The organism is Roseovarius sp. 217 (genome assembly GCF_000152845.1).
Taxonomy (GTDB): domain Bacteria; phylum Pseudomonadota; class Alphaproteobacteria; order Rhodobacterales; family Rhodobacteraceae; genus Roseovarius.
In genome coordinates this window covers 116870-141571 of sequence record NZ_CH902586.1, presented here as the reverse complement: position 1 = coordinate 141571, position 24702 = coordinate 116870, and the positions used below count along the sequence as shown (strand labels likewise).

At 60.8% G+C, this 24702-nt stretch carries 25 protein-coding genes; 18 read left to right on the top strand and 7 right to left on the bottom strand.

The features are described from left to right. Positions 1-2 precede the first annotated feature (2 nt). The 8 genes from ROS217_RS21805 to ROS217_RS21770 all read left to right on the top strand — a co-directional run bounded on the left by ROS217_RS21805 (position 3) and on the right by ROS217_RS21770 (position 7091). Positions 3-1076 (top strand): branched-chain amino acid ABC transporter permease, encoded by a 1074-nt coding sequence (locus ROS217_RS21805; RefSeq protein WP_040652109.1) that lies wholly within the window; start codon positions 3-5, stop codon positions 1074-1076. Positions 1077-1088: 12 nt separating this feature from the next. Next, positions 1089-1901 carry an ABC transporter ATP-binding protein gene (locus tag ROS217_RS21800; RefSeq protein WP_009820010.1) on the top strand — a complete coding sequence of 271 codons (813 nt, stop codon included), beginning with the start codon at positions 1089-1091 and terminating at the stop codon, positions 1899-1901. Between the two features lie 33 nt (positions 1902-1934). After that, complete coding sequence (locus tag ROS217_RS21795) at positions 1935-2330, top strand: hypothetical protein (protein WP_040652107.1); 396 nt, start codon at positions 1935-1937, stop codon at positions 2328-2330. Positions 2331-2456: 126 nt separating this feature from the next. Next, on the top strand, positions 2457-3707 hold the full coding sequence (locus ROS217_RS21790) for an ABC transporter substrate-binding protein (protein ID WP_009820008.1): 1251 nt from the start codon (positions 2457-2459) through the stop codon (positions 3705-3707). An 87-nt stretch (positions 3708-3794) separates the two neighbouring features. Next, positions 3795-4571: an enoyl-CoA hydratase/isomerase family protein gene (locus tag ROS217_RS21785; RefSeq protein WP_009820007.1), complete on the top strand. Its 777-nt coding sequence runs from the start codon at positions 3795-3797 to the stop codon at positions 4569-4571. 47 nt (positions 4572-4618) lie between these two features. After that, positions 4619-5365 carry an enoyl-CoA hydratase/isomerase family protein gene (locus ROS217_RS21780; protein ID WP_254656515.1) on the top strand — a complete coding sequence of 249 codons (747 nt, stop codon included), beginning with the start codon at positions 4619-4621 and terminating at the stop codon, positions 5363-5365. A gap of 41 nt (positions 5366-5406) precedes the next feature. Continuing rightward, the gene (locus ROS217_RS21775; RefSeq protein ID WP_009820005.1) at positions 5407-6165 is read left to right on the top strand and encodes an electron transfer flavoprotein subunit beta/FixA family protein; all 759 of its coding nucleotides are present in this window, start codon (positions 5407-5409) and stop codon (positions 6163-6165) included. Then, positions 6165-7091, top strand: a complete 927-nt coding sequence (locus ROS217_RS21770) for an electron transfer flavoprotein subunit alpha/FixB family protein (RefSeq protein ID WP_040652192.1) — start codon at positions 6165-6167, stop codon at positions 7089-7091. The genes ROS217_RS21775 and ROS217_RS21770 overlap by 1 nt, the downstream gene beginning before the upstream one ends. A 50-nt stretch (positions 7092-7141) precedes the next feature. On the opposite strand, the gene ROS217_RS21765 is transcribed toward ROS217_RS21770, so the two are convergent. Together ROS217_RS21765 and ROS217_RS21760 are read right to left on the bottom strand one after the other, a co-directional pair. Continuing rightward, positions 7142-8305, bottom strand: a complete 1164-nt coding sequence (locus tag ROS217_RS21765; RefSeq protein WP_009820003.1) for a CaiB/BaiF CoA transferase family protein — start codon at positions 8303-8305, stop codon at positions 7142-7144. Positions 8306-8323: 18 nt separating this feature from the next. Continuing rightward, positions 8324-9469 (bottom strand): CaiB/BaiF CoA transferase family protein, encoded by a 1146-nt coding sequence (locus ROS217_RS21760; protein ID WP_009820002.1) that lies wholly within the window; start codon positions 9467-9469, stop codon positions 8324-8326. Positions 9470-9565: 96 nt separating this feature from the next. Between ROS217_RS21760 and ROS217_RS21755 the strand changes: the two genes are divergently transcribed. From ROS217_RS21755 to ROS217_RS21710, 10 genes are all read left to right on the top strand, one after another. Then, the gene (locus ROS217_RS21755; protein WP_009820001.1) at positions 9566-9949 is read left to right on the top strand and encodes a Zn-ribbon domain-containing OB-fold protein; all 384 of its coding nucleotides are present in this window, start codon (positions 9566-9568) and stop codon (positions 9947-9949) included. A 3-nt stretch (positions 9950-9952) separates the two neighbouring features. Further along, positions 9953-11104, top strand: a complete 1152-nt coding sequence (locus ROS217_RS21750; protein ID WP_009820000.1) for a thiolase — start codon at positions 9953-9955, stop codon at positions 11102-11104. 23 nt (positions 11105-11127) lie between these two features. After that, the gene (locus tag ROS217_RS21745; RefSeq protein ID WP_009819999.1) at positions 11128-11985 is read left to right on the top strand and encodes a MaoC/PaaZ C-terminal domain-containing protein; all 858 of its coding nucleotides are present in this window, start codon (positions 11128-11130) and stop codon (positions 11983-11985) included. 10 nt (positions 11986-11995) lie between these two features. Next, a complete protein-coding gene (locus ROS217_RS21740; protein WP_009819998.1) occupies positions 11996-13132 on the top strand; it encodes a CaiB/BaiF CoA transferase family protein in 1137 nt (378 codons plus the stop codon). A 66-nt stretch (positions 13133-13198) separates the two neighbouring features. Further along, positions 13199-13918 carry a transglutaminase-like domain-containing protein gene (locus ROS217_RS21735; RefSeq protein ID WP_009819997.1) on the top strand — a complete coding sequence of 240 codons (720 nt, stop codon included), beginning with the start codon at positions 13199-13201 and terminating at the stop codon, positions 13916-13918. After that, positions 13915-14364, top strand: coding sequence for a MaoC family dehydratase (locus ROS217_RS21730; protein ID WP_009819996.1), 450 nt, complete (start codon positions 13915-13917; stop codon positions 14362-14364). Before ROS217_RS21735 ends, ROS217_RS21730 begins: the two co-directional genes overlap by 4 nt. Further along, positions 14351-15472 (top strand): acyl-CoA dehydrogenase family protein, encoded by a 1122-nt coding sequence (locus ROS217_RS21725; RefSeq protein WP_009819995.1) that lies wholly within the window; start codon positions 14351-14353, stop codon positions 15470-15472. The genes ROS217_RS21730 and ROS217_RS21725 overlap by 14 nt, the downstream gene beginning before the upstream one ends. Continuing rightward, positions 15472-16623: an acyl-CoA dehydrogenase family protein gene (locus ROS217_RS21720; protein WP_009819994.1), complete on the top strand. Its 1152-nt coding sequence runs from the start codon at positions 15472-15474 to the stop codon at positions 16621-16623. The genes ROS217_RS21725 and ROS217_RS21720 overlap by 1 nt, the downstream gene beginning before the upstream one ends. 33 nt (positions 16624-16656) lie before the next feature. Beyond that, positions 16657-17466, top strand: coding sequence for an enoyl-CoA hydratase/isomerase family protein (locus ROS217_RS21715; protein ID WP_009819993.1), 810 nt, complete (start codon positions 16657-16659; stop codon positions 17464-17466). 27 nt (positions 17467-17493) lie between these two features. Then, positions 17494-18690, top strand: a complete 1197-nt coding sequence (locus ROS217_RS21710) for a phenylacetate--CoA ligase family protein (protein ID WP_254656514.1) — start codon at positions 17494-17496, stop codon at positions 18688-18690. A gap of 144 nt (positions 18691-18834) precedes the next feature. On the opposite strand, the gene ROS217_RS21705 is transcribed toward ROS217_RS21710, so the two are convergent. From ROS217_RS21705 to ROS217_RS21685, 5 genes are read right to left on the bottom strand one after another with little or no spacing between them, the layout of a single operon-like run. After that, positions 18835-19998 carry an acyl-CoA dehydrogenase family protein gene (locus tag ROS217_RS21705; protein ID WP_009819991.1) on the bottom strand — a complete coding sequence of 388 codons (1164 nt, stop codon included), beginning with the start codon at positions 19996-19998 and terminating at the stop codon, positions 18835-18837. Between the two features lie 3 nt (positions 19999-20001). Then, a complete protein-coding gene (locus tag ROS217_RS21700; RefSeq protein ID WP_009819990.1) occupies positions 20002-20796 on the bottom strand; it encodes a citryl-CoA lyase in 795 nt (264 codons plus the stop codon). Next, positions 20796-21710 (bottom strand): SDR family NAD(P)-dependent oxidoreductase, encoded by a 915-nt coding sequence (locus tag ROS217_RS21695; protein WP_009819989.1) that lies wholly within the window; start codon positions 21708-21710, stop codon positions 20796-20798. The genes ROS217_RS21700 and ROS217_RS21695 overlap by 1 nt, the downstream gene beginning before the upstream one ends. 12 nt (positions 21711-21722) lie before the next feature. Continuing rightward, positions 21723-22682: a hydroxymethylglutaryl-CoA lyase gene (locus ROS217_RS21690; RefSeq protein WP_009819988.1), complete on the bottom strand. Its 960-nt coding sequence runs from the start codon at positions 22680-22682 to the stop codon at positions 21723-21725. A gap of 4 nt (positions 22683-22686) precedes the next feature. Further along, complete coding sequence (locus ROS217_RS21685) at positions 22687-24693, bottom strand: acetyl/propionyl/methylcrotonyl-CoA carboxylase subunit alpha (protein ID WP_009819987.1); 2007 nt, start codon at positions 24691-24693, stop codon at positions 22687-22689. Positions 24694-24702 lie beyond the last annotated feature (9 nt).

The window sequence follows — 24702 nt, the reverse complement described above, 5'->3', positions numbered from 1 at the left end:
TGATGTTTTATCGACTTTCCGGTGTCCATCACGCCAACTTCATATCGGACAGCCGCATGTTCAAGGTTCCAGCAGACCGGAATTTGGCGGTGTTCTTCCTTTTGTTCGGACTTGGGGCACCGTTCATCATACCGTCGCTTTACCTGAACAGTTACATGCTGCCTTGGTTGATTTGGACGGCGGCCGCCCTGGGACTGAACCTGGTGACGGGATGGGCCGGGCAGCTTCATCTGGGCTATGCCGCCGTCATGGCCGTCGGCGCATATTCGGCGATTCACGCTGCGCGGTTCGGGGTGCCTTGGGAATTCGCTCTGATCATCGGCGGGCTGGCGTCGTCGGTGATAGGTAGCCTGTTCGCCTTTGCCGCCTTGCGGGTGAAAGGTCTCTATCTCGCGCTTACGACGCTGGCGATGCAGTTCGTGATGGACTGGGTTCTGAACCACTCACCAGCGATTTCCGGGGGCTCGCACGCCTCGCTCCAATCGCCGACGCTGGCGCTGCTCGGACAGGAGATCACCTCCGATACCGGCTTTTATTATGTCGCGTTTGGTTGGTGTGTGCTGGTGACAATCTTCATGCTGAACCTCAAGCGCACCGGGCTGGGGCGGGCGCTGGTCGCCGTGCGGGAAAAGGACTTTGCCGCCGCGATCCTAGGCGTGAACAGTTTCTACTACAAGATCCTGGCCTTCGCGACATCGTCCTTCATCGCGGGGGTCAGCGGGGCCTTGCTGGTCGCGACCTTCTTCTTTCTGGCGGCACCGGAGCAGTTTTCGGTAAACGTATCAATTCAGGTGCTGGCGATGGTGATCGTCGGCGGATTGTCGAGCATAATCGGCTCCTACTTCGGGGTTGCCCTGATCCTGCTAGTGCCGGGCTTGGTGAACGGGTTTGTCGTCGTGACAAGCCAATCGCTTGGAATGCAGATCAACGTTGAAACGCTCGCCCATATCCCGAACGCGGTCTATGGCGCGCTGATCGTCATAATTCTTCTGATCGAACCGCTTGGGCTGGGAAAGCTCTACGGCAACATCAGGGACTATCTGATGGTCTGGCCCTTCGATCAACTCAGAAAGTAAAGAGAGAACCCGATGCAGGAAAAAGTCGAAGCCCCGTCCATTCTGGTGATGAACAGTGTCGAAGTGCTGTACGACAACGTGATGCTGGCGATCAAAGGTGTTTCGGTTCAGGTGCCAAAGGGCGAGATGATCGCGCTTCTGGGTTCGAACGGCGCGGGGAAAAGCACAACTTTGAAAGCGATCAGCGGTCTTTTAAAATCCGAACGCGGACATATCAGCCGGGGTGAGATCACGTTCGAAGGGACCAACATTACCGAAATGCTCGCGCAAGATCGTGTGGAAATGGGTATCTGTCACGTTATTGAAGGGCGGCGTGTCTTTGAACATCTGACACCAGACGAGAACCTTACCGCGGCCGCACCGATGGGAATGTCCCGATCAAAGCTGAATGTGGAAAAAGACAAGATATACAGCTATTTTCCCCGGCTTGCCGAGCGCCGAAATTCGCAGTCAGGCTATCTATCGGGCGGCGAACAGCAAATGCTTGCCATCGGTAGGGCGCTGGTGACCCAGCCGAGCTTGCTGATGCTGGACGAGCCGAGTCTTGGGCTTGCGCCGTTCTTGGTGGCCGAGATCTTTGGCATCCTTCAAAAGATCAATCGGGAGGAGGGCATGTCAGTTCTTCTTGTGGAGCAGAACGCTCTCGCCGCTCTGGAGATCGTTTCTGAAGGATATCTGATTGAAAATGGTCGAGTGGTTATGCACGGCACCGCTGAAGCCCTGAAGGCCAATTCCGACATTCAGGAATTTTATCTCGGCGGTGGGGAAGGCACCGATTTTCATAATGTCAAGCACTACAGTCGACGCAAGCGTTGGCTGAGCTGATATCCGAAAGAGTGAACGTTAAAGGGGAATAATATGCAAGCACTTGCGAAGGCGTTAGCGGTTCTTTCGGTGACTGCAGGCCTTATGTCCGGTGCCAAGGCTTTGGCCGCGCCTGTCAAAGTTGGCGTTTCGTACGATCTCCGCAAGCCCAATACCACTGGCTCAGCGAAAATTTCGCAGGCGGCGGTGGATCCGATCATCTTGGGGGTCGCGCGCAAGGTTGTGTATCTCCGCAGACTGCCGATTACGACGCCTTCCTGCGGCGCAGACGTTGGTGCGCTGGAAGACTTCCATGCAAGAGGTCTGATGCCCTCGATAGCAGTGGCGGTCGACCCCCATGACGGCGGCCAGGCGCGCATCGAGATATGGGGCCGCCAGGTATGGGACTCGCGAATAGATGGGATTGCCGAACATGCCGTTATCGGTTGAAACGTGGTCCCGGAAGGTCCTCGAAATACGTTTAATGACGGTATGGCGGCAGAAGACGCAGTGTCACGCGGGGGATGCGTCGGAAGAAGTAAAGATACCCTGCACTCAGTCCAAAGGGAGAGAGAAATGGAACTCAAACAGCACGTCAAGGCAGTGGCACTTGCCACTGCCTTAGCATCAAGCGCTGCGGTCGCATCCGCCCAAGCCGAAGAGCCAATTCGGTTTGGCCTCTGCTTTGACCTCAGCAAGTCCTATTCCTTCGTCTCGCCACAGGTGGCGCAGGCCGCTCAGGATCTCGCGATGTACACCAACGACAACGGCGGCATCGAAGGCCATCCCGTTGAAATTATCGTCCGCGACCATGGCAACGAACCCCAGCGCGGCGTGGAATGTTATGAGCAACTCAAGCGTGAAGGTGTCTTCAACTTCTACTTCCTGTCTACGCCGGTGACCAACGCGGTGCTGCCGCGTGCCATGAAAGACGGAAATATCCTGATGCAAACTTTCGTCGGTCGCGGTGACGCAGTGGACGGTGAGGTGTTCGAATGGGTCTTTCCGGTTGGGCCGACTTACTGGCAGCAAGCGGCAAACGATGTTGCCTTCATCAAGGAGCAACTGGGTGGCAATCTCGAAAACGCAAAAATCGGCTTCATCTATCTGGATTATCCGTTCGGTCAGGAACCGATCGAGATTCTGAAGGCCATCTCCGAGAAAGAAGGTTTCGAGCTGGACCTCTATCCGGTTCCGTTGCCGGGGTCCGACCAATCCGGCGCTTGGAGCAATATCCGACGCGACAAGCCTGACTATGTGATCAGCTGGCTTCTGGCTGGTGGACACGTGGTTGCGTCCAAGGAAATGCGCCGCAACCGCTTCCCGATCGACCGCTACCTGTCGGTGAACTGGATGAACGAGGTCGATATTAGCAATATTGGAGCGAAAGAGGCCAAGGGCATCCTGCGCGGGACCAATGTTGCCGGTGGCCAGGACGTGCCAATCGTCAAGACAATGCTCGAGACTTACTATGCCAATGGCAAGGGCTCAGGCCCTGAAAGCTTGGTTCGCGACGTGTATTACAACACTGGAATGGCGATCTATTCGACCGGGTTCGAAGCTGCGCGGCTGGCGATCAAGGCAAACGGATGGCCGCTGACGCCCGAGACCATGAAGGCGGCCTTTGAGTCTATCGAAAACTTCGATGCGAATGGCTTGATGGCCCCCCTGACCGTCACGCCCTCGGATCACGGCGGCGGCGGCAAGACGCGCGTCGAACAGTGGGATGGCGACACCTGGGTTCCGATGACCGACTGGAGCGCCGACTATCTCGATGTGGTCTGGGAAGTGATCAAGGAAAGTTCGGCGAAGTTCACGGTTGAATGAGTATCAACTTCCCCGCAGCGCAACAGCTGCGGGGGACCCCTCACGGAATCAAACCCGAAAAATTTACGACTAGAAGAGGCGTGGCTGATGAACCCCATCGATGTGACGATTGAAGACGGGATTGCAACGGTTTGCATAGACCGGCCCGAGCGCAAGAACGCGTTGTCGGTCGCAGCAACGAACGGGCTGACCGATGCCTGGGAGACAATCGAAGCCGATGACAGTGTCCGCGTGGCCATTCTTACCTCGACCGATTGCGGCGTGTTCTGCGCCGGGCTGGACCTCAAGGAAGCTGGGCAGATCGCGCGCGATGAAGGCGTCGATATCCTGATGAAAATGCGCGACCCTTTTCATGAAACGATGCGCGCCTGCAAGAAGCCCATCATTGCGGCCATGACCGGATCGCTGATGGCGGGGGGCATGATGCTGACGCTGAATTGCGATCTTCGCGTCGGTCTCAAGGGCACCAGTGTCGGCGTCACCGAGGTCAAGATTGGTCGTGGCTCACCTTGGGCGGCCCCGGCGCTGTGGATGCTGCCGCAACCTATCTTGATGGAATTGGTTATAACCGGAGATCTGATGCCCATCGAACGGCTGCATGCGTATGGGTTTACCAACTATCTCGAGAATACGCCGGACGCCGTGCGCGCGCGGGCGTTCGATCTTGCCAAACGGATCGCCAGCGCCGCACCGCTCTCTGTGGCGGCGGCCAAAGGCAGCGTTCGCGCCACGATGGATCTGGGCTGCGCTGGCGGTCTGGAAGCGGGCAAACGGCAGCACGAGGCCGTTTACGTCAGCAATGACGCGATCGAAGGACCGAAGGCTTTTGCCGAAAAGCGATCCCCGGTCTGGACAGGAACCTGATGGAGACCTTAATGACCAATCTTATTCGCTTGGACAGGGATGGCCCAGTGGGCATCCTGCGCTTCCTTCAGCCCGAGAAACGGAACCCCTACAGCATCGCGTTCGTCGAGGAATTGGTCACGTATCTGCGCGAGGCCGAACTGGACGATACGATCCGGGCCATGGTCATGACCGGTGGCGAACACTTCAGCAGCGGGGGTGACCTGGTCGGCTTCCAGGCTGAGATCGCCAAGGGCGCGAGGGCCACATCCGAAATGGTCGACAAGGTTCATGATGGTGGGCGCGCCGCCTATCTCTTTCGCAAACCGTTGATTTCCGCAGTCTGCGGCGTCGCGTTCGGTGCCGGTCTGAGCTTGGCCCTGTCGGCGGATATCATAGTGGCCGCCGAAGATGCCCGGATATGCGAGGTTTTTGCCCGTGTGGGCGGGTGTCCCGATACCGGATCGAGCTGGCTTCTTCAGCAACGCGCCGGCGCGGGGGTGGCGCGGATGCTTGTGCTCACGGGCCGCGAGATTGATGGGCAGACCGCGAAGGACCTCCGCGTTGTGGAAGAGTGCGTTCCGGCCAAACAGGTTGAGCAGCGCGCGCTTGAGATCGCTCACGAGATTGCCCCACATCCGATGTTCGGCGTGCAGACCGCCAAGCGCGTGATGCGCGCTTCGGCGGAATGTAGCTATTTTGAAGCACTGGAAATCGAGCGTGATGCCCAAAGCGTTCTGCTGTGCGCGCATGACTTTCCCGAAGCCATGAAAGCGTTCTCCGAAAAACGAAAACCCTGCTTCCAAGATCGCTAGATCTATTGAAGCCAAATCGCAAACTCAAGGAGACCATGCCAATGAAGGTGCTTGTGCCTGTCAAGCGTGTGATCGACTATAACGTGAAGGTTCGTGTCAAGGCGGACGGGAGCGGTGTCGATCTTGCGAATGTGAAGATGTCGATGAATCCGTTTGACGAGATTGCCGTTGAAGAGGCGATCCGCCTCAAGGAAGCGGGTAAAGCCGATGAGATAATCGCGGTTTCCATCGGCGTAAAACAGGCGCAAGAAACGCTGCGCACGGCGCTGGCCATGGGTGCGGACCGGGCCATTCTTGTGATTGCAGCCGACGATGTGCATCAGGATATCGAGCCGCTGAGCGTGGCCAAGATCCTGGCGAAAATTGTCGAAGAAGAGCAGCCCGGCCTCGTGCTCTGCGGCAAGCAGGCGATCGACAATGACATGAACGCGACGGGTCAGATGCTCTCGGCGCTTCTGGGCTGGTCACAGGCGACCTTCGCCTCGAAGCTCGATCTGGACGGCGACACAGCACTTGTCACCCGCGAGGTCGATGGCGGTTTGCAGACCATCAAGGTCAAGACACCCACCATCGTCACCGTCGATCTGCGCCTGAACGAGCCGCGCTATGCGTCGCTGCCCAATATCATGAAGGCCAAGAAAAAGCCGCTGGACGAGAAAACCGCCGCCGATTACGGCGTCGATGTCACGCCTCGGCTTGAAATCACCAGCACATCAGAGCCCGCCTCGCGCGCAGCCGGTGTGATCCTCGGCTCGGTCGACGAGCTGGTTGCGAAACTCAAAGAATTGGGAGCCGTATGATGTCCGTTCTTCTTCTCGCCGAAGTCACCGATGGGGAACTGGCGCTCGACGCCACAGCCAAGGCCGTCACCGCCGCGGCCAAACTGGGCGATGTGACCGCGCTCTGCTGTGGGGCCTCGGCTGCTGCGGCAGGGGCCGCTGCGGCCAAGATCGCCGGTGTGAAAAAGGTGCTGGTGGCCGAAGATGCCTCCCTTGGTCATCGTCTGGCAGAGCCCACGGCTGCCCTGATCGTGTCGCTCGCCGGGGACTACAGCCATATCGTGGCCCCCGCCACCACCGACGCCAAGAACGTGCTGCCACGCGTGGCGGCGCTCTTGGATGTGATGGTGATTTCCGACGCCTCTGGCGTGGTCGATGCCGACACATTCGAGCGCCCGATCTATGCTGGCAATGCGATTCAGACCGTGAAATCGCGCGACGCGAAGAAGGTCATCAGCTTCCGCACCTCGACCTTTGACGCGGCGGGCGAACAGGCGGCAGCCCCCGTCGAGACCATTTCAGCGGCGGCCAACCCCGGCCTCTCTGAATGGATCGAGGACAAGGTTGCAGCCTCGGACCGTCCCGAACTCACCTCAGCCGGGATCGTTGTCTCGGGTGGGCGCGGTGTCGGCTCCAAGGACGATTTCGCGCTGATCGAAAAACTCGCGGACAAACTTGGGGCCGCTGTCGGCGCGTCCCGCGCGGCGGTCGACTCGGGCTATGCGCCGAACGACTGGCAGGTCGGGCAGACCGGCAAGGTCGTGGCCCCCAACCTCTATGTCGCCGTGGGCATCTCGGGCGCGATCCAGCATCTGGCCGGCATGAAAGACAGCAAGATCATCGTCGCCATCAACAAAGATGAAGAAGCGCCGATTTTCCAGGTGGCCGATTATGGCCTCGTGGCGGATCTCTTCACCGCCCTGCCAAAACTCACCGAAAAGCTGTAACCGATACTGGAAGGCCCACCACCCGGCGGGTCTTTCCCGTGGGCGCGGAATTACTCGCCTTTGCCCAGTATGCTCTTGTTATGTTCTCCAAGCAAAGGGGCCGGGAGGTAGTCGTGCCTTGCAGGGGTAGCCGAAAACCGAACTGGTGGGCGTGTCGTCCAGATGGCGCCTTCCGTTGGATGATTGATCTGCTGAAAGAAACCGGTCGCGGCAAGATGAGGATCGCTGGGCAGGTCCGACAGGTTTCGGACCGGCATAGCGGGAATGTCGGCCTGTTTCATCAGGACAAGCCATTCTTCAGTTGTCCGTGTCAGCGCGATCTGCGCCACCAGATCGTAAAGTGCGCCAATGTTTCGGCTGCGGGTATCCATATCGGTAACCCATGGGTGGGCGAGCATGTCATCGCGCCCGACCGCCTTGAAGAACCGCGCCCATTGCACGTTGGTGTAGGGCAGGATCGTGATGAACCCGTCCGATGTCTGAACCGGGCGGCGGTGGGGGACCAGCATGCGATTATAGCCGAAATCCTGTGGTGTGTCCTCGAAAGTGGCGCCATCCATGTGCTCAACCAGCAGGAACGCCGAAAGCGTCTCGAACATCGGCACCTCGACATGCTGGGCCTCGCCCGTGCGCTCGCGGTGGAACAGGGCCGCCATGACGGCATAGGCCGCCGTGACGCCGCCAAGCTTGTCGGCAAGGATCGTCGGAGCATAGGCGGGCGCGGCCTCAGGGTCGCGCATTGATGCCAGGCTGGCCAACCCCGAGACCGACTGGACGATGTCGTCGAAGGCTGGTTTGGCGGCATAGGGCCCGTCCTGCCCGAAGCCGGTGGCGGATACCGTAATCAGATTCGGGTTCTCGCGGCGCAATGTGTCGGGATCGAGCGACAGTCGGGCAAGCGCTGCCGGTCGGATGCTTGAAATCATCACGTCAGCATCTGCCAACAGCTTGCGGAGACGGTTGCGATCGGCTGGCGTCTTGAGGTCGAGTATAACACTACGCTTGTTGCGGTTGGCCCCCAGAAAGGCGGCCCCCATCAACTTGTTGCGTGACGGCTGGACCTGGCGCAAGAGATCTCCCTCGGGGCTTTCCACCTTGATCACATCCGCCCCCAGATCGCCCAGCATTTGCGTGGCTAGGGGGCCGAAAACCACCGAAGTCAGATCAATAATCTTCACGCTATCAAGGATGGCGGGCTTCTGCGCGGCAGTCATCTATGTGAGCATCCTGTTTTATGCACGAGGGTCAAACTCGGCGCGGATGGCTTTACCGTCCGCGTCGAAAGCCGGGCAGGCGCCAAGGGTCGTCTCTCCGAGGCTGCGCCGAATCGGGGGCGCAGGAACTTTGATTTCGCCAGACGGCGTGCCGATGGTGGATCGGTCAAGCTGCGGATGGCCGGAAAGGGACGCCACGTCGTTCACCGCCCCGGATGCTATGCCCGCAGCGTCGAGCAGCTTCAGCATCTCGGCGCGGTCATGCGAGGCGAACACGGTCTTGATGAGCGCTTCGAGCGCGGGCTTGTTGTCAATTCGCGCCGTGTTGTCATGAAACCGGGGGTCGGCTGCCAGAGTTGCATCGCCCAGTATGTGTTCACAGAACCGTTGCCATTCGCCGCTGTGCTGCACGGTAATGACGACAAGCTGACCGTCCTTGCACTCATAGGCGCCGTAGGGGCAGATCACCGTATGGTTCAGACCGACGCGGGGCGTCGGTTTGCCAAGATAGTCGTGATAGAGCAGCGGAACCGACATCCAGTCGGCCATCACGTCGAACATGGCCACCGAAACGCCGCTACCTTTGCCGGTGCGCTCACGCCCGATCAGCGCTTCGCAGATCCCGGCATGGGCTGTCATGCCCGTGGCGATGTCGCAGACCGACACGCCAACCCGCCCCGGCCCGTCCGGCGTGCCGGTCACCGATGCCAGGCCGCTTTCGCATTGCACCAGAAGGTCATAGGCCTTGGCGTTGCGCATCGGGCCGTCTTCGCCGTATCCGGTGATGTCGCAAGTCACGAGACGCGGGAACCTCTCTCGCAGACTCGCGGAATCCAGACCCAGCTTTGCCAGGGCGCCCGGCAAAAGATTTTGAATGAACACATCCGCGTTTTCCAGCATTTTCAGCAGGATATCGCGATCTTCTGCTGCTTTGATATCCAGTGCGACCGATTCCTTGCCCCGGTTTAGCCATGTAAAATAGGCGCTTTCGCCGTTGGCGGCAGTATCATAGGCGCGCGCGAAATCGCCCACGCCCTTGCGTTCGACCTTGATCACCCGCGCACCGGCATCGGCAAGCCGCGAAGAGCAAAAGGGCGCCGCCACCGCCTGTTCGAGCGCGATGACGAGCTTGCCGGAAAGGGGGGCTGAACTTGAATCTGACATGGCGTTCTTTCAAGTGAACCTATGGGATTGACAAAATCTAACAGCTGTTAGAAATATTATCAATACGATTAACCAGGAATGGACCATTTGAGGAGAATGCCGGTGCCGGACGCCACAGGACCAGACCAGATATTCCAACGCGCGCTGACAAACGGGGAGATCATGCTGCCCAGGTGCGATGATTGCGGAGCCTATCATTTCTTTCCAAGGGTCCTGTGTCCGCACTGCCATGGGACCGCGATCTCTTGGCATCCCGCCAGCGGCAAGGGCCGGGTCCACACCACCACTGTCGTGCGTCAGAAGCCCGAGCGCGGCGGCGACTATAACGTGTGCGTGGTGGAACTGGAGGAAGGCGTTCGGATGATGAGCCGGGTCGAAGGCATTGCCCCCGGTGACATTGTCATCGACATGGCCGTGACAGCCTTCGTGGGCGAGGCCGAGGGCCAACCGGCTGTGCTTTTCAAGCCAGTGGAGGTATAACTCATGACCGCTAAACTTCGGGGAAAATCCGCCATTGTGGGAACCGGGCACGCGGGTTTCGGCGAGGCAAATGGGCTGACGGCCTATGATGTCATGGCGCAATCCGCACTTGCGGCACTTGGCGATGCGGGGCTGAAGCTGTCCGATGTGGACGGTCTGTTCTGCACCATGATGGAAGACAGCATGCCTGCCCTTATGGCGGCCGAATATCTGGGCATTCAGCCCAGGTTCATCGACGGCACCATGACGGGCGGGTCGTCCTTCGTGAATTACCTGACCTCCGCCACAATGGCGCTGGAGGCTGGCCTGTGTGATGTGGCGCTGATCGTTTATGGCTCCAACCAGCGCACCGCGTCGGGCAAGCTGGTGACGGCCTCGCGCCCGCCCGCCTATGAGGCGCCCTATAATCCGCGCTATCCGATTTCCGCCTATGCGATGGCAGCGGCCCGGCACATGCACCTATACGGCACCACCCGCGAGCAACTGGCCGATGTGGCCGTGGCCGCGCGGGCCTGGGCGCAGCACAACCCCGAGGCATTCGAGCGCGGCCCGCTCAGCCGCGAGGATGTTTTGGGCGCGCGTATGGTGGGCGATCCGTTGACTGTGCGCGATTGTTGTCTTGTCACCGATGGCGGCGGGGCGATCGTGATGGTTCGCGCCGACCGTGCCAGGGACTTCCCTAAGGCCCCGGTTTACGTTTTGGGCAGCGCGGCGGAAAGCTCGCACCGGCAAATATCGCAGATGAAGGATTTCACCGTGACCGCCGCCCGCGAGTCGGGCGCACGCGCCTTTGCCGCGGCGGGCGTGTCGCCTTCGGACATTCAAGCGGTCGAGCTTTACGATGCGTTCACTATCAATACGATCCTATTTCTGGAAGATCTCGGCTTTTGTGCCAAGGGCGAGGGCGGTGCCTTTGTCGAGGGCGGGCGCATCGCGCCGGGCGGGGTCTTGCCGGTGAATACCAATGGCGGGGGTTTGTCCTGTGTGCATCCCGGCATGTATGGCATTTTCACCGTGATCGAGGCGGCGCGGCAGATCCGTGGTGATGCACCCGGCATTCAGTTGAAGGATGTCGACCTGGCGCTGGCGCATGGGAACGGCGGTGTACTGTCCAGTCAGGTCACGGCAATCTTGGGTTCGCAAAACACGCTCTGACAGCGATCGAGGGAGGAAATATCATGCCATTGGATTTCGACGCGCTATCGAACTGGGACTTCGAAGAGATCGAGCAGACGCTGACCGAGCGGGATACGATCCTTTATGCGCTCGGCCTCGGGTTCGGCGAGGATCCGACCGACAGGAAAGAGTTGGCCTTCGTCTATGAAGATGGGCTGAGGGCCGTTCCCTCGATGGCGGTCACGATGGGGTATCCGGGCTTCTGGCTGCGCAATCCGAAAACCGGGGTGAACTGGCAGAAGGTTTTGCACGGCGAACAATGGCTGGATATCTACAAACCGTTGCCGGTCAAGGGCAACATCATCGGCCGTCCCCGGATCGACTTTATTTCCGACAAGGGCGAGGGCAGGGGCGCCGTCATCTATCAAAGCCGCGACATCATTGACGCCGACACCGGCGACAAGCTGGCTCGCGTGGCGATGTCGGCCTTCTGCCGCGGCGATGGCGGGTTCGGTGGCGAAAACAGGCCCGGCCCGGCCCCGGCGGCCTTGCCCGACCGCGCGCCCGATCATGTCTGCGATATCGAAACACTGCCGCGCCAGGCGCTGGTTTACCGCCTTAGCGGTGACATGAACCCGCTTCATGCCGACCCGGATGTGGCGCGTTCGGTCGGGTTCGACCGCCCGATCCTGCACGGCCTTGCGACCTATGGTCTGGCGGCGCGGGCGATCCTCAAATCGCTGCTCGATTATGACGCCGCCCGGCTTGTCGGGCTGGACGTGCGGTTTTCCGCCCCGGTCTATCCCGGCGAGACCGTGCGGTTTGAGATCTGGGAAGAGGGTGGCGAGGCCCGGTTCCGCGCTTCGATCCCGGCCCGCGACGTGGTGGTTCTAAACAACGGGGCTGCGCGTTTCGCGTGAGGGAGGGACGATGACACAGCCGCTCAAGGATATCCTGGTGCTGGATTTCAGTACCCTTCTTCCCGGCCCGATGGCCACGCTCATGTTATCCGAAGCCGGGGCCGAGGTTATCAAGTTCGAGCGTCCGGGCACGGGCGAGGATGCGCGCCTGACCGCGCCGAAAATAGACGGGGAGAGCATTGGCTTCGCTGTTTTGAATCACGGTAAGCGGTCGGTGGCAATCGACCTCAAGTTAAAGGGCGCAATGAATGTTCTACGCCCTTTGCTTGAAAAGGCCGATGTTCTGGTAGAGCAATTTCGCCCCGGAGTGATGGACCGGCTCGGTCTGGGATACGAGGCCGTGCGCGAGATCAATCCCGGTCTCATCTATTGTTCGATCACCGGCTATGGACAGACCGGCCCGAAGGCTTCGACTGCCGGGCACGATCTCAATTATGTGGGCGATTCGGGGATTCTGTCGTTGAGCCGGGGCCCGGATGCCCAGCCAACCATACCCTTCGGGCTGGTCGCTGATATCGGGGGCGGAACCTATCCGGCGGTGGTGAATATCCTGCTGGCCCTGATTGCGCGGCAGGCAAGCGGTCAGGGGACGCATCTGGATATCGCCATGTCCGAGGGGGCGTTTGCCTTTGCCTACTGGGCCCATGCCGAAGCTGTGATCGCCGGGCAGAACATCGAGAGCGGCCACAACCGCCTGACAGGCGGTCTGGCCCGGTATCGGCTGTATACGGCTGCGGATGGACGTCAGATTGCCGTTGGCGCGTTGGAAGAAAAGTTCTGGCAGTCGTTCTGCGATGTCATCGGCCTGCCGCAGGAGCTTCGTGATGACTGGTCCGACCCCAATGCCAGTGTTGCGGAAGTGACGCGCCGTCTGGGCGACCAGCCCTCGACCCATTGGGAGTCTTTGCTGGCCGCGGCGGACTGTTGTTGTTCCGTCGTGAAAACGCCCGCCGAAGCTGCGGCGGATCCGCATTTTATCGCACGCGGCGTATTCGCGCGAAAGCTGAACATTTCTGGTCGGGAGGTACCGGCGCTGCCGCTGCCAATTGCTCCGGAATTCCGATCTGCGGCAGGTTCGGCCGGACGTGCTGCGGCCTTGGGGGAAGATAATACCCGCTTTGGCCAGAACTTGCGAAAGACAGAATAAATCTCATTGACCCGCAGGTTTCCGGATTGTAATCTAACAATTGTTAGAAAAAGATGGAGAGGTCCATTGGCCCAGCCCCACGACGACCTGCCGGCGGAGGCCGAGCGCTATGTCATGCCGTCGCACTTTGTTGAAAGCGACAGCCTCGAAGTGCAGGGTTTCGTCACATCGGCTTTGCGCAATCTTCCTGTGGGCGCGACCAAACGAGACAAGGCGATCCGCCTGTTCGAGGCGGTTCGCGACGACATCCGTTACGACCCGTATTGTTTTGCGCTGGATGAAGATTCCTACCGTGCCAGCCGGATCGCTGGGGTGAAGGCAGCGTACTGCGTCCCCAAGGCAATCCTGCTTGCAGCCTGTCTGCGCGCCGTCGGTATCCCCGCCGCTTTGGGGTTCGCAGATGTGCGCAACCACCTGAATACACCCAAGCTGCAGGAGCTGATGGGGACCGATCTCTTTATCTATCACGGCTACGTTCAACTGTGGCTGGGTGGTGAACCTTACAAGGTAACACCCGCTTTCAACATAGAGATGTGTGAAAGATTCGGGGTCAAGCCTCTGGTCTTTGACGGCTATCATGACGCTCTTTTCCACGAGTTCGACGAACAGGACCAGCGCCACATGGAGTATGTGAACGACCGGGGTCTTTATGTCGATGCGCCGATAGGTGAGTTCCTGAAGGCCTTCAAGGAAACCTATCCGAAACTGGAGGAGTTCACCCGCGTTCGGATTTCCAGAGATTCGAGCGGGTATGATTCCGCTTTTGCAGCGGAGCCGGCGACGTGAAGTATTTGGAAGATTTCGCACCTGGCCAGGTGTTTCACTTTCGCAGCGCCCCGATGAGCGCACAGTCCATAAAGGCCTTTGCCCAGGAGTGGGACCCGCAACGGCTGCACACCGACGAAGACTATGCGACCGCGATACATGGCAGCCTGATCGCCTCGGGATTTCAGACCGTGCTTGAGGTGTTCAAACCTGTCGTGACGGATTTGATGACCGGCATGGCGAACATAGGCGGCATGGGCTTTGACAATCTGCGCTGGCTGCTGCCTGTCCGCCCGGATGAACCCCTCGATATCGAAATGACGATCAACTCGGTCACGCCGTCCAAAAGCAAGCCCGACCGAGGTGTTATGCACTATACGCTCAGCGCCAGGAACCCCAAGGGCGAGGTCGTTCTTTCAGCTGACGCCCCATTGATGATGAAGCGAAAACGAAATGACACAGACTGATATGCTTTCCAGCGACCAGGAAGACCTTCGCCTGCTGCGCGAGAGCGCACGCACCCTGTTTGAACGGGCTGGCGGAAGTGGAAGGGCCAGAAAACTGCGTGACGCCAGTGGCGGCTGGGATTCGGACATGATCGGTGAACTGGCTGGGGCCGGCGTTTTCGGCGTGACGGTGCCCGAAGCAAATGGCGGGCTTGGCATGGGCCTCGCCGCCGGGGGCGTCATCGCCGAGGAAGTCGGCCGCGTGATCGCCCCGGAACCGGTGGTGTTGACGATCGGGCTGAGCCTCGGCCTTCTGCGTCGCCTTCGCCCGGATCATCCGAAGATGGAGCAGCTCATCAACGGCGAAACTACCTTGGCGGTGGCCTGGCAGGAACGCGGCCCGGGCGGAGCGCCCGCTGATGCGACATGCCGCTACGCAGACGGAAAACTGACCGGCAGCAAGGCCTGGGTTGTCGGCGCGGCCGGGCCGCATGGTTTCCTTGTCGTGGCTAGGGGGCACAATGGTCCGGTTCTGGTCCTGACCGAGGCCACCGCGGCCGGACTTTCCTTCGACAAGCGCGTGCAGGCCGACGGCAGTTCGCTGGGCGAGCTTTCGTTTTCCGGAACTCCGGCAGAGCAACTGGCTGAGGGTTCCGCGGTCCAGGATGCGCTCGCCGAGGCGATCAGCGATACAACGGCGCTGGCCGCCGCCGAGCTTGTGGGCCTGAGTGATCGCGCATTCGAAATTACTCTGGACTACATCAAGACCCGCGAGCAATTCGGCAAGCCCATCGGGACGTTTCAGGTTCTTCAGCACCGCGCCGTGGACCTGCACATCATGCGTGAGGTTGCACAGGCGACCGTGCGCGAAGTTCTCGCGCAGATGGACTGCGAAACCGACCAAAAGATCCGCACGCGGCTTGCCAGCCGTGCCAAGGCGCGTGCGGTCACCGCCGCCAGGAGGATCACGCGAGATGCGATCCAGATGCACGGGGCGGTCGGCTATACAGACGAGTATGATATCGGGCTTTACCTGAACCGCGCGCTCGTCCTGTCGGCTTGGCTGGGCGACGACGCCCATCACCGAAGGATCTGGTTCGAGACGCGCGAAGAAGAGGGGGCAGCATAATGACCGACTGGAACGCAATGAGCGACGCGGAATTTCGAAAGGAGATCCGGCAGTTCTTTGAGGCGGAATACCCCGATGATCTGCGACATCTGCCGTACCGTCCGAAATTTTCCGAAATCGAGCATTGGCACCGCAAGCTTCACGCCAAGGGGTGGGTTGCCCCGGCCTGGCCCACGGAATATGGCGGCATGGGGCTGAGCGCGTCCAAGCTTCTGATCTTCTACGAGGAACAGCAGCTCTGGGGCGTGAACCGTGGGCGTGACATGGGTGTCCAGATGGTCGGTCCGCTGATCATCAAGTTCGGCACCCAGAAGCAGAAAGACTATTGGCTGCCGCGCATTCTGAGCTGCGAAGACATCTGGTGTCAGGGCTATTCCGAACCCGGAGCCGGGTCGGATCTGGCCAACCTGCGCACCCGCGCAGAGATCGACGGCGACGATTTTGTCATCAACGGCCAGAAGATCTGGACCACAATGGCGCATGATGCCACGCATATCTTCATGCTGGTGCGGACCGATCCGGATGCGCCAAAGAAACAGCAAGGCATCAGCTTTCTTCTGGCGCCGATGTATCAGCCCGGCGTCGATGTGCGTACGATCACGACGCTTTCGGGGGAACCCGAGTTTTGCGAGGTCTTTTTGGACAATGCCCGCACCCCGCGCGAGAACCTTGTGGGCGAGCTGAACGAGGGCTGGACGATGGCCAAGGCGCTCTTGAGTTTCGAGCGTATCTTCATCGGTTCGCCAAGCCTGGCCCAGAACGCCCTGGGTCAGCTTGAAAGCTTCGCCCGGAGCCGTGGCGCTTTCGACGATCCGGTATTCCGCGACCGTTTTGCCCAAGCCGCGCTAGATGTTGAAGATCACGCCGCGCTTTACGCCCGTTTTGCCGACCAACTCAAGCGAGGCGAAACGTTGGGCGCGGATGTCTCTATGCTCAAGATCTGGGTGACCGAGTGCTTTCAGCGCATCAGCGAACTGATGATCGAGGCGGCCGGACCCGATGGCGGCACTGTTGGCCCGCTTCAGGTTGGCAACGTAAGCGTGGATGTCTTGTCGAACTTCTACAAGGCCCGCCCGACAACGATTTACGGCGGATCGAACGAGATTCAACGCAACATCGTGTCCAAGGCCGTCCTTGGACTGCCTGGTTGAACCCACACTGACATCAAACGAAGGAACAGAATCATGTCGGACCGTTACGCAAAATATCACAAGATGAAATTCGACTACCCGGCTGATCGCGTCCTGCGCATCACATTCGACCGTCCCGAGTCATTCAATTCCGTGGACGCGGAAACCCACACTCAAATGACGGATATGTGGATCGATATCGACCGCGACCCCGACATCAATGCAGTGATCGTCACCGGCGCGGGCAAGGCATTCTCGGCCGGCGGCGATTTCAGCCTGATCGAGAACATGATCGGCAATTCCTACGAGATCATGAAGACGTGGAAAGAGGCCAAGGACCTCGTCTACAACATCATCAACTGCAACAAGCCGATCATTTCCGCCATCAATGGCCCTGCCGCTGGTGCCGGCCTTGTTGTTGCCATCCTGGCCGACATCTCGATCGCCGGGAAAAAGGCCAAGATCGTCGATGGTCACCCGCGCCTGGGCGTTGCCGCTGGCGACGTCGCGGCGATCATCTGGCCGCTGCTGACCTCGATGGCCAAGGCGAAATACTATCTGATGACCTGCAAGCCGGTTTCCGGCGAAGAGGCAGAGCGCATCGGTCTTGTGTCGATGTGCGTCGAGGATGACGAGTTGCAACAGATCGCGCTGGACACGGCTGTGGAACTATCGAACGGCTCGCAAAGCGCCATTCGCTGGACTAAGTATTCGCTCAACAACTGGCTGCGCCAGGCCGGGCCGATCTTCGATGCCTCGACGGCGCTGGAAATGCTCGGCTTTATGGGCGAGGATGTTAAGGAAGGGGTTCTGTCGCACCGCGAAAAACGCGCGCCGAATTTCCGCAAGGACTGCCCGCTTTGATCCACACACGGTCAGGGAGGCATGGTCATGTCTGACGATATCTACCGGGACATCGCACAAGCCTATGCCGCCGCGGCCGAAAAGGCCCCGGGCCTGAAAGCGCGATTCGCGGCGGTCGGGTTCGATCCGGCCGCCGTCACATCCCTGGCGGATCTGTCGCACCTGCCGATGATGAAGAAGGAAGAGCTTCTCAAGCTCCAGCGTGACACCCCGCCCTTCGGCGGGTTCCTCGCCGCTGATCTCAAGGATATCGGGCGGATCTACGTCTCGCCCGGCCCGATCTTCGAACCCACACTTCCCGGAGCGGGGGGGCATGGTCTGGATCTGCTGTTCAAGACGGCCGCCGTGGGCGCAGGAGACATCATCCTGAACACCTGGATGTATCACCTCGTGCCGGCGGGGCTTTTGTTCGACGAAGCGGCGCAGGCTGCGGGGGCGACGGTGATCCCCGGCGGCGTCGGCAATACCGAACTTCAGGCGCAGATCATTGTCGAGGTCGGCGTTACCTCAATCTGCGCATCGACCGCTTTCTTCCTGACGCTGGCGGACAAGGTGATCGAAACCTATGGGCGCGACGCCTGGAAGGTGAAAACCGCGTTTCTGGGCGGTGAGATGGGCGACTGGATGGCCAAGCGCCGCCGGATCGAGGCCGAGTATGGCGTCTCCACCTGGGCCGCCTATGCCACCGCCGATCTGGGCCTTGTCGGTTATGAGGATGGCGGCGAGGGCTATGTGGTCCATCCTGATCGGGTGGTGCAGATCTGCGATCCGGTCAGCGGCGCGCAGGTGGCCCATGGCGAGCCGGGCGAGGTTGTGGTGACCGCGCGCGACGCCACCTGGCCGATGATCCGCTTCGGCACCGGCGACAGTGCATTCGCCCTTGAAAGCAACAAGGATGGCGGCGTCCGCCGCCTTTCCGCCTTGCAGGGCCGGGTCGGCGCGGCCGTGAAGGTGCGCGAGATCTTCGTCTATCCGCGCGTCATCGAGGAGGTCGTCATCGCAACGCCGGGCGCCAGGGCCGCGCAAGCCGTGGTGACGCGCGAGAACGACCGCGACATCATCCGCCTATCGCTCGTCCTGGAAAGCGGTGCCGATTCCGCTACCGCCGTGGCTGCAGCTGCCGAGGCATTCAAGCAGCACGCAAGAATCCGCGCCGATGCAGTTAATGTGTTGGCTGAACTACCGGAAGGGGCAGATCTGATCGTGAACGCGAAAGACGTCTGATCCCTCACGATCCAGTCCGGGATGGTCGTCAAGTGCTGGAACGACCGGTCATGAAAGCGCGCCGCCCGTTCCGGTCGTCCCTGAATCTGGCGCGTACGGCAAGGCCCCTGCACGCCAGGATTGATCTGCTGAAACTTCCTTAGTTCAAAAGGACCGCGGCATACCCAAGATATGCTCGGCCACATAGGACAGGATCAGGTTGGTCGAGATCGGCGCCACCTGATACAGCCGGGCCTCGCGGAACTTGCGCTCGACATCGTATTCGCGCGCAAAGCCAAAACCGCCATGCGTCTGGATGCAGGCATTGGCCGCCTCCCAGCTGGCATCGGCCGCCAGCAGCTTGGCCATGTTCGCCTGCGCCCCGCAATCAAGCCCGGCGTCAAAACGCCGGCACGCCTCAAAGCGCATCAGGTTGGCAGCCTCGACATTCACATAGGCGCGGGCGATGGGAAACTGCACACCCTGATTCTGACCGATGGGGCGATCGAACACAATCCGTTCGCCAGCATAAGCGCGCGCCTTGTCCACGAACCAGTAGCCGTCACCGATGCATTCCGCGGCAATCAGGGTTCGTTCGGCGTTCAGCCCGTCGAGGATGTGGTAGAAGCCCCTGCCTTCGGTGCCGATCAGGTTCTCGGCGGGGATTTCGAGATTGTCGAAGAACACCTCGTTGGTCTCGTGGCCGGGCATGTTGGCGATGGGGCGGACCTCCATGCCGCTTCCGATAGCCTCTTTCAGATCGACCATGAAGATCGACAGCCCCTCGGATTTCCGCTTCACCTCGCTCAGCGGCGTGGTGCGGGCGAGCAGGATCATTAGGTCCGAATGCTGGATGCGGCTGATCCAGACCTTCTGGCCGTTGATCACGTAGCGGTCGCCCTTTCTGACCGCCGTGGTCTTGAGCTTGGTGGTGTCGGTTCCGGTGGTCGGCTCGGTCACGGCCATGGATTGCAGGCGCAGCGCGCCGCTGGCGATGCCGGGCAGGTATTTCTGCTTCTGCGCGTCCGAGCCGTGCCGCAGAAGCGTGCCCATATTGTACATCTGCCCGTGGCAATGGCCCGCATTGCCGCCGCAGCGGTTGACCTCTTCCATGATGATCGAGGCCTCGGTCAAGCCAAGGCCCGAGCCGCCATATTCCTCGGGGATCATCGCGGCAAGCCAGCCCTCGCGGGTCAGCGCATGGACAAACGCCTCGGTGTAGGTCTCGGCGGCGGCGGCTTCGCGATGGTATTCCGGCGGGAACTGCGCACAAAGCGCGCGCAGGGCGTCGCGCAGGTCATTATGCTTTTCAGGGGCCGATGTCCGCATCGCCTATTTCGCTCCGGGGCCGGAGGTTTCGAGGATCTCCTCTTCGGCGCGTTGCCACAGTTCGAAGGAAATCGGGTTCTCGCTTTCTTCAAGGATATGGCCGACCAGCCCGATGGCCCGCGCCATCACACCGAAGCCGCGCACGATCTTCCACGGAAAGCCGAATTCGCAGCAGATCGCACCAATGGCGCCGGTCGCGTTGATCGGCAGCATCTTGCCCGATTTCGCCTCGGCCACGCCCTGAATCTTCTGGATCAGTTCGACATATTCGCCGGATTTTCCGTTCTCGGCCGCAATCTGGAACAGGCGTGGGGTGCGCGGGTCAACCGGCTTGTGCACCGGATGGCCCAGCCCGGGCACGATGTCCTTGCGGGCGCGAAGTTTTTCCACCGTATCCGCAGCGATGGCATCCAGATCGGCGCCGGTGCCGAGCCTGTCCTGCGGCAGCGCCTCATAGAGCATCTTCGATGCGCCCTCCATCGAGCCGACAAAGACCGTGCCCAGCCCGCACAGCCCGGCCGCCACCGCCGCCTGAAGCGATTCCGGCGCGCCCATATAGGTCATGCGCGCGACCAGCGCCGAAGGCGTGATGCCATGTTCCACCAAGGTGATCACGATGGCGTTGAAGACCCGGCTTTCCTCGGGCGTCGCCTTGCGGCCCGTCAGTTGCAGAAAGGCGAGATCGCCCAGGTTCATGTGGCCCAGAATCTCGTTCGGCAGGTCAAGGCCGCGCACGCAGATCTTGTCGGGGGTGCTCCAGCCGATGTTCGAGCTGATCCTTTCCTTGCGTTTTCCCATCAGACCGGATCCCACAAAAAGACATCCGCCGAAACCTCAAGCGGTGTGAATTGCGATTTGAGTGCGGGAATGGCGCGCTCGGCGATTTCATCTGCTGTCCAGCCATCGCTCGAATGGACGGATCGCACCGGGCGGGGCTGATTGAACAGGAATATCTCGTTCATGCGAACCCCGAAGATCTGGCCCGATACGCCTTCCGCGCGGTCGCTCATCAGGAAACAGGCCATCGGCGCGACCTTCGCAGGGGTCATCTGCTTGATCTTCTCGACCCGCGCCTGCTGCTCGGGCGTATCGGTCTTGATCGACGAGATCATGCGGCTCCAGGCGAAGGGGGCGATGCAGTTCGAGCGCACGTTCCAGCGCTTGAGGTCAAGCGCCACCGATTTGGAAAACGCCGCGATCCCCAGTTTGGCGGCGGAATAGTTCGCCTGCGCGAAATTGCCGATCAGCCCCGAGGTCGAGGTCATATGCACCAGCGCCCCGCTTTCCTGTTCGCGGAAGTAATCGGCGGCGGCGCGGGATGTGTTGAAGGCACCGTAAAGGTGGACCTTCACCACCGCGTCGAAATCCTCATAGGTCATCTTGTGGAAGAACCCGTCGCGCAGGATGCCGGCATTGTTCACCACCGCATCGATGCGGCCGAACTCCTTGACGGCGGCCTCAACCATCGCGCGCGCGGCGTCGAGATCGGCGACCGACCCGCCATCGGCGATCGCATCGCCCCCCGCGGCCTTGATTTCCCCGACGACCTTCTGCGCCGCGGTTTCGGTCTGGCCGGTGCCTTTCAGCGACGCGCCCAGATCGTTGACCACCACCGCGGCCCCTTCGGACGCTGCCATCAAGGCAATATCGCGACCGATCCCGCCACCTGCCCCGGTGACCAGGATCACCTTTCCCTCAAGTGCCCTTGCCATGTTTTTCCCTCCTCAACTTGCCTTGCGATATTTGTCCAGACCGCCGCTATGCATGGCCCGACCCATGAGCGGCGCGCCGATGATTTCTTCTGCCTTGAGCGCCGCCGCGATCAGCTTGTCGAGATCAATTCCCGTCTCGATACCAAGCTCGTGGCACAGGAACACGGCATCCTCCGTGCAGACATTGCCTGCGGCGCGCGCGTGGCCGTGGCCAGCGAACGGACAACCGCCCAGCCCGGCGATCGAGCTTTCGAACATGTCCACCCCCATCGACAGGGCCGCATAGAGATTGGCAATGCCAAGGCCGCGCGTGTCATGGATATGCATCCCGATCCGCGCATCCGGCGCCAGATCCCGCAGCGCGCCAATCATGCGTTTGACCGCCTCGGGGTTGCCCCAGCCCATGGTGTCGGCGATGACAAGGATCGGGACCGGAATGTCCTCTTCCTCGCAAATCTGCAGGATAAAGCGGAAATCATCAAGGATGCGCTCTTGCGGGATCGGGCCTTCATAGTTGCAGCCAAAGGCCGTCATCACATAGGCAGCATCGACCGTGTAGCCCTCCTGCTTATAGATTCGGACCCACTCGCGCTGTTTCTCGCGCATTTCGGCGGCGGAGCAGTTGTTGTTGGCCTGCGCAAAAGCCTCGGACGGGTAGAACAGCAGGCGAGCGTCGATATCGACCTCATGCGCGGTCAGCGCCTTCCGAAAGCCCTTGTCGTTCAACCAGAGCCCGGTGTAGTTCACGCCGGGCCTGCGCTTGATACGCTGGAACAACTCGCCGGTATCGGCCATTTGCGGCACATATTTCGGGCTGACGAAACTGCCCACCTGAATGCGTTTCAGCCCGGTCTCGCTGAGCATGTCGATCAATTCGATTCGCTGCTCGATCGGATAGATCTTCTTCTCGATCTGAAAGCCCTCCCGCGGGCCCTCTTCGCGAAATTCGACGAATTTTGGAAAATCGCTCATGTGTTCACTCCTCGGGTGCTAGGATTTCGGCGATGACCTGACCGCGATCGACCATATCACCATTCGAGACGGATATGTTGCTGGCCGTGCCAGCGGCGTTGCTGCGAATCGAGATTTCGAGCTTCATGGATTCCAGGACGGCGATCACGTCGCCTTCGGCCACAGTCTGGCCCTCTGCCACCTTGATCTCGACGATCAGGCCGGTCAGCGGCGAGGTCACGGAGCGATCCGCCGTCGCATCTCCGCCAACGAAGTCAAGCGGGGCCGCCGGACGGAAGATCAGGCGGCCTTCGGGCGTGTCCAGTTCGATCACCCCGGCGTGCTGCCGCGCGTCGATCAGAAGGACGGCATCGCCCTCGTTCAGGCGCCAGCGGCCCGGCGTGATTTCACGCGCTGTCAGGGTCACCGCATCGCCGTTTTCCGAAAGGACCGTGTATCTGTCTTTGGGTTTGACGGGTCCGACGCGCAATTCCTCTGATATGCCGACGGAATCCGTGAGGGTCACACGCTGTCCCGCCTCGATCGCATCGCCGCCCAAGCCAAGCCGCCAACCGGTGAAAATGTCACGGTTGGTCCAGGGATCTGCCTCTGCATCGCGGCGCAACGCTGCCACAAAGAGAATGGCGGCGGCGGCTTTCCAAAGTTCCGGACGGGACAGGGCGCGTGGCTGCGTCAGTGCGTCGAGGCGCCCGTCGATCCACCGGGTATGAACCTGCATCTGCCCGAATTCAGCGTTGCCCGCCAGCGCCCTGAGGAAGGCGCGGTTGGTCTCAACCCCCTCCACCGCGACATGATCGAGTGCTGTCGCCAGCCGCGCCAGCGCGGTTTCCCGGTCGGGCGCATGCACGATCAGCTTGGCGATCATGGGATCGTAATAGGGCGTGACCGCGTCGCCCTGCTCAACGCCGCTGTCGATGCGCAACCCGTCAGGCAGGCTGAGCGTGGTCAATGTCCCCGTCGAAGGGGCGAAGTGCATCGCCGGGTCTTCGGCATAAAGCCGGGCCTCGACGGCGTGACCGTTGATCTTCAGATCACCCTGCACAAGGCCAAGGCCCGCACCTTCGGCGATACGCAGATGCAGCGCGACCAGATCGAGCCCGGTGATTGCCTCGGTGACAGGGTGTTCCACCTGAATGCGGGGGTTCACTTCGAGAAAGTAATACTTGTCCCCTGCAACCAGAAACTCCACCGTGCCCAGGCCGCGATAGTGGAGCGTCTCGCCCAGTCGCACCGCATCATGCGCAATCTCATCCAGAAGCGCGCGCGGCAGGCCCCAGGCCGGGGCCTCTTCGATGACCTTCTGGTGGCGGCGCTGAAGCGTGCAGTCGCGTTCGAACAGATGCACCACATGGCCCTTGCCGTCACCCGCGATCTGCACTTCGACATGGCGCGCCTCGGGCAGGAAGCGTTCGAGCAGCAGGCCCTCGGACCCGAAGGTGGATTTTGCCTCGCGCAGCGCGCCCTCGATGTCCTCCTCCAGCGTGGTCTCGTCGGTCACGAGCCGCTGCCCGCGCCCGCCGCCGCCGCCCACCGCCTTGAGCAGCACCGGAAGGCCCATCTTGCGCACTTCCTCGGCGATTTCCCGAGGGTCCGAGCGCGCGCCCTGCGCGCCCGAGATCACCGGAACGCTGGCGGCCACGGCGGCCGCCTTGGCGCTGGCCTTGTCGCCGAAACGTTCCAGCGTCTCGGGCGTCGGCCCCATGAAGATCATGCCCGCGGCCTCGACCGCGCGGGCAAAATCGGGGTTCTCGGCAAGAAAGCCATAGCCGGGATGGATCGCATCCGCGCCGACGGATTTCGCGGCGGCGATGACTGCGTCGATCTTCAGGTAGCTCTCGGAGGCGGGACCGGCACCGATGCAGACGGATTTGCCGATCTCGCGGACATGCAGCGCGTTGGCGTCGGCCTGCGAATGCACGCCGACCGGAGTGATGCCGCTGACCCGCGCGGTGCGCGCGATCCGGCAGGCGATTTCGCCGCGATTGGCGATGAGAAGCGTCTTGATTTTCATGGGATCCGC

What these genes read in the sequence shown, in the direction of transcription:
- ROS217_RS21805 (WP_040652109.1), top strand. Translation starts at nt 3, where the DNA reads ATGTTTTATCGACTTTCCGGTGTCCATCACGCCAACTTCATATCGGAC.
- ROS217_RS21800 (WP_009820010.1), top strand. Translation starts at nt 1,089, where the DNA reads ATGCAGGAAAAAGTCGAAGCCCCGTCCATTCTGGTGATGAACAGTGTC.
- ROS217_RS21795 (WP_040652107.1), top strand. Translation starts at nt 1,935, where the DNA reads ATGCAAGCACTTGCGAAGGCGTTAGCGGTTCTTTCGGTGACTGCAGGC.
- ROS217_RS21790 (WP_009820008.1), top strand. Translation starts at nt 2,457, where the DNA reads ATGGAACTCAAACAGCACGTCAAGGCAGTGGCACTTGCCACTGCCTTA.
- ROS217_RS21785 (WP_009820007.1), top strand. Translation starts at nt 3,795, where the DNA reads ATGAACCCCATCGATGTGACGATTGAAGACGGGATTGCAACGGTTTGC.
- ROS217_RS21775 (WP_009820005.1), top strand. Translation starts at nt 5,407, where the DNA reads ATGAAGGTGCTTGTGCCTGTCAAGCGTGTGATCGACTATAACGTGAAG.
- ROS217_RS21770 (WP_040652192.1), top strand. Translation starts at nt 6,165, where the DNA reads ATGTCCGTTCTTCTTCTCGCCGAAGTCACCGATGGGGAACTGGCGCTC.
- ROS217_RS21765 (WP_009820003.1), bottom strand. Translation starts at nt 8,305, where the DNA reads ATGACTGCCGCGCAGAAGCCCGCCATCCTTGATAGCGTGAAGATTATT.
- ROS217_RS21760 (WP_009820002.1), bottom strand. Translation starts at nt 9,469, where the DNA reads ATGTCAGATTCAAGTTCAGCCCCCCTTTCCGGCAAGCTCGTCATCGCG.
- ROS217_RS21755 (WP_009820001.1), top strand. Translation starts at nt 9,566, where the DNA reads ATGCCGGTGCCGGACGCCACAGGACCAGACCAGATATTCCAACGCGCG.
- ROS217_RS21750 (WP_009820000.1), top strand. Translation starts at nt 9,953, where the DNA reads ATGACCGCTAAACTTCGGGGAAAATCCGCCATTGTGGGAACCGGGCAC.
- ROS217_RS21745 (WP_009819999.1), top strand. Translation starts at nt 11,128, where the DNA reads ATGCCATTGGATTTCGACGCGCTATCGAACTGGGACTTCGAAGAGATC.
- ROS217_RS21740 (WP_009819998.1), top strand. Translation starts at nt 11,996, where the DNA reads ATGACACAGCCGCTCAAGGATATCCTGGTGCTGGATTTCAGTACCCTT.
- ROS217_RS21725 (WP_009819995.1), top strand. Translation starts at nt 14,351, where the DNA reads ATGACACAGACTGATATGCTTTCCAGCGACCAGGAAGACCTTCGCCTG.
- ROS217_RS21720 (WP_009819994.1), top strand. Translation starts at nt 15,472, where the DNA reads ATGACCGACTGGAACGCAATGAGCGACGCGGAATTTCGAAAGGAGATC.
- ROS217_RS21715 (WP_009819993.1), top strand. Translation starts at nt 16,657, where the DNA reads ATGTCGGACCGTTACGCAAAATATCACAAGATGAAATTCGACTACCCG.
- ROS217_RS21710 (WP_254656514.1), top strand. Translation starts at nt 17,494, where the DNA reads ATGTCTGACGATATCTACCGGGACATCGCACAAGCCTATGCCGCCGCG.
- ROS217_RS21705 (WP_009819991.1), bottom strand. Translation starts at nt 19,998, where the DNA reads ATGCGGACATCGGCCCCTGAAAAGCATAATGACCTGCGCGACGCCCTG.
- ROS217_RS21700 (WP_009819990.1), bottom strand. Translation starts at nt 20,796, where the DNA reads ATGGGAAAACGCAAGGAAAGGATCAGCTCGAACATCGGCTGGAGCACC.
- ROS217_RS21695 (WP_009819989.1), bottom strand. Translation starts at nt 21,710, where the DNA reads ATGGCAAGGGCACTTGAGGGAAAGGTGATCCTGGTCACCGGGGCAGGT.
- ROS217_RS21690 (WP_009819988.1), bottom strand. Translation starts at nt 22,682, where the DNA reads ATGAGCGATTTTCCAAAATTCGTCGAATTTCGCGAAGAGGGCCCGCGG.
- ROS217_RS21685 (WP_009819987.1), bottom strand. Translation starts at nt 24,693, where the DNA reads ATGAAAATCAAGACGCTTCTCATCGCCAATCGCGGCGAAATCGCCTGC.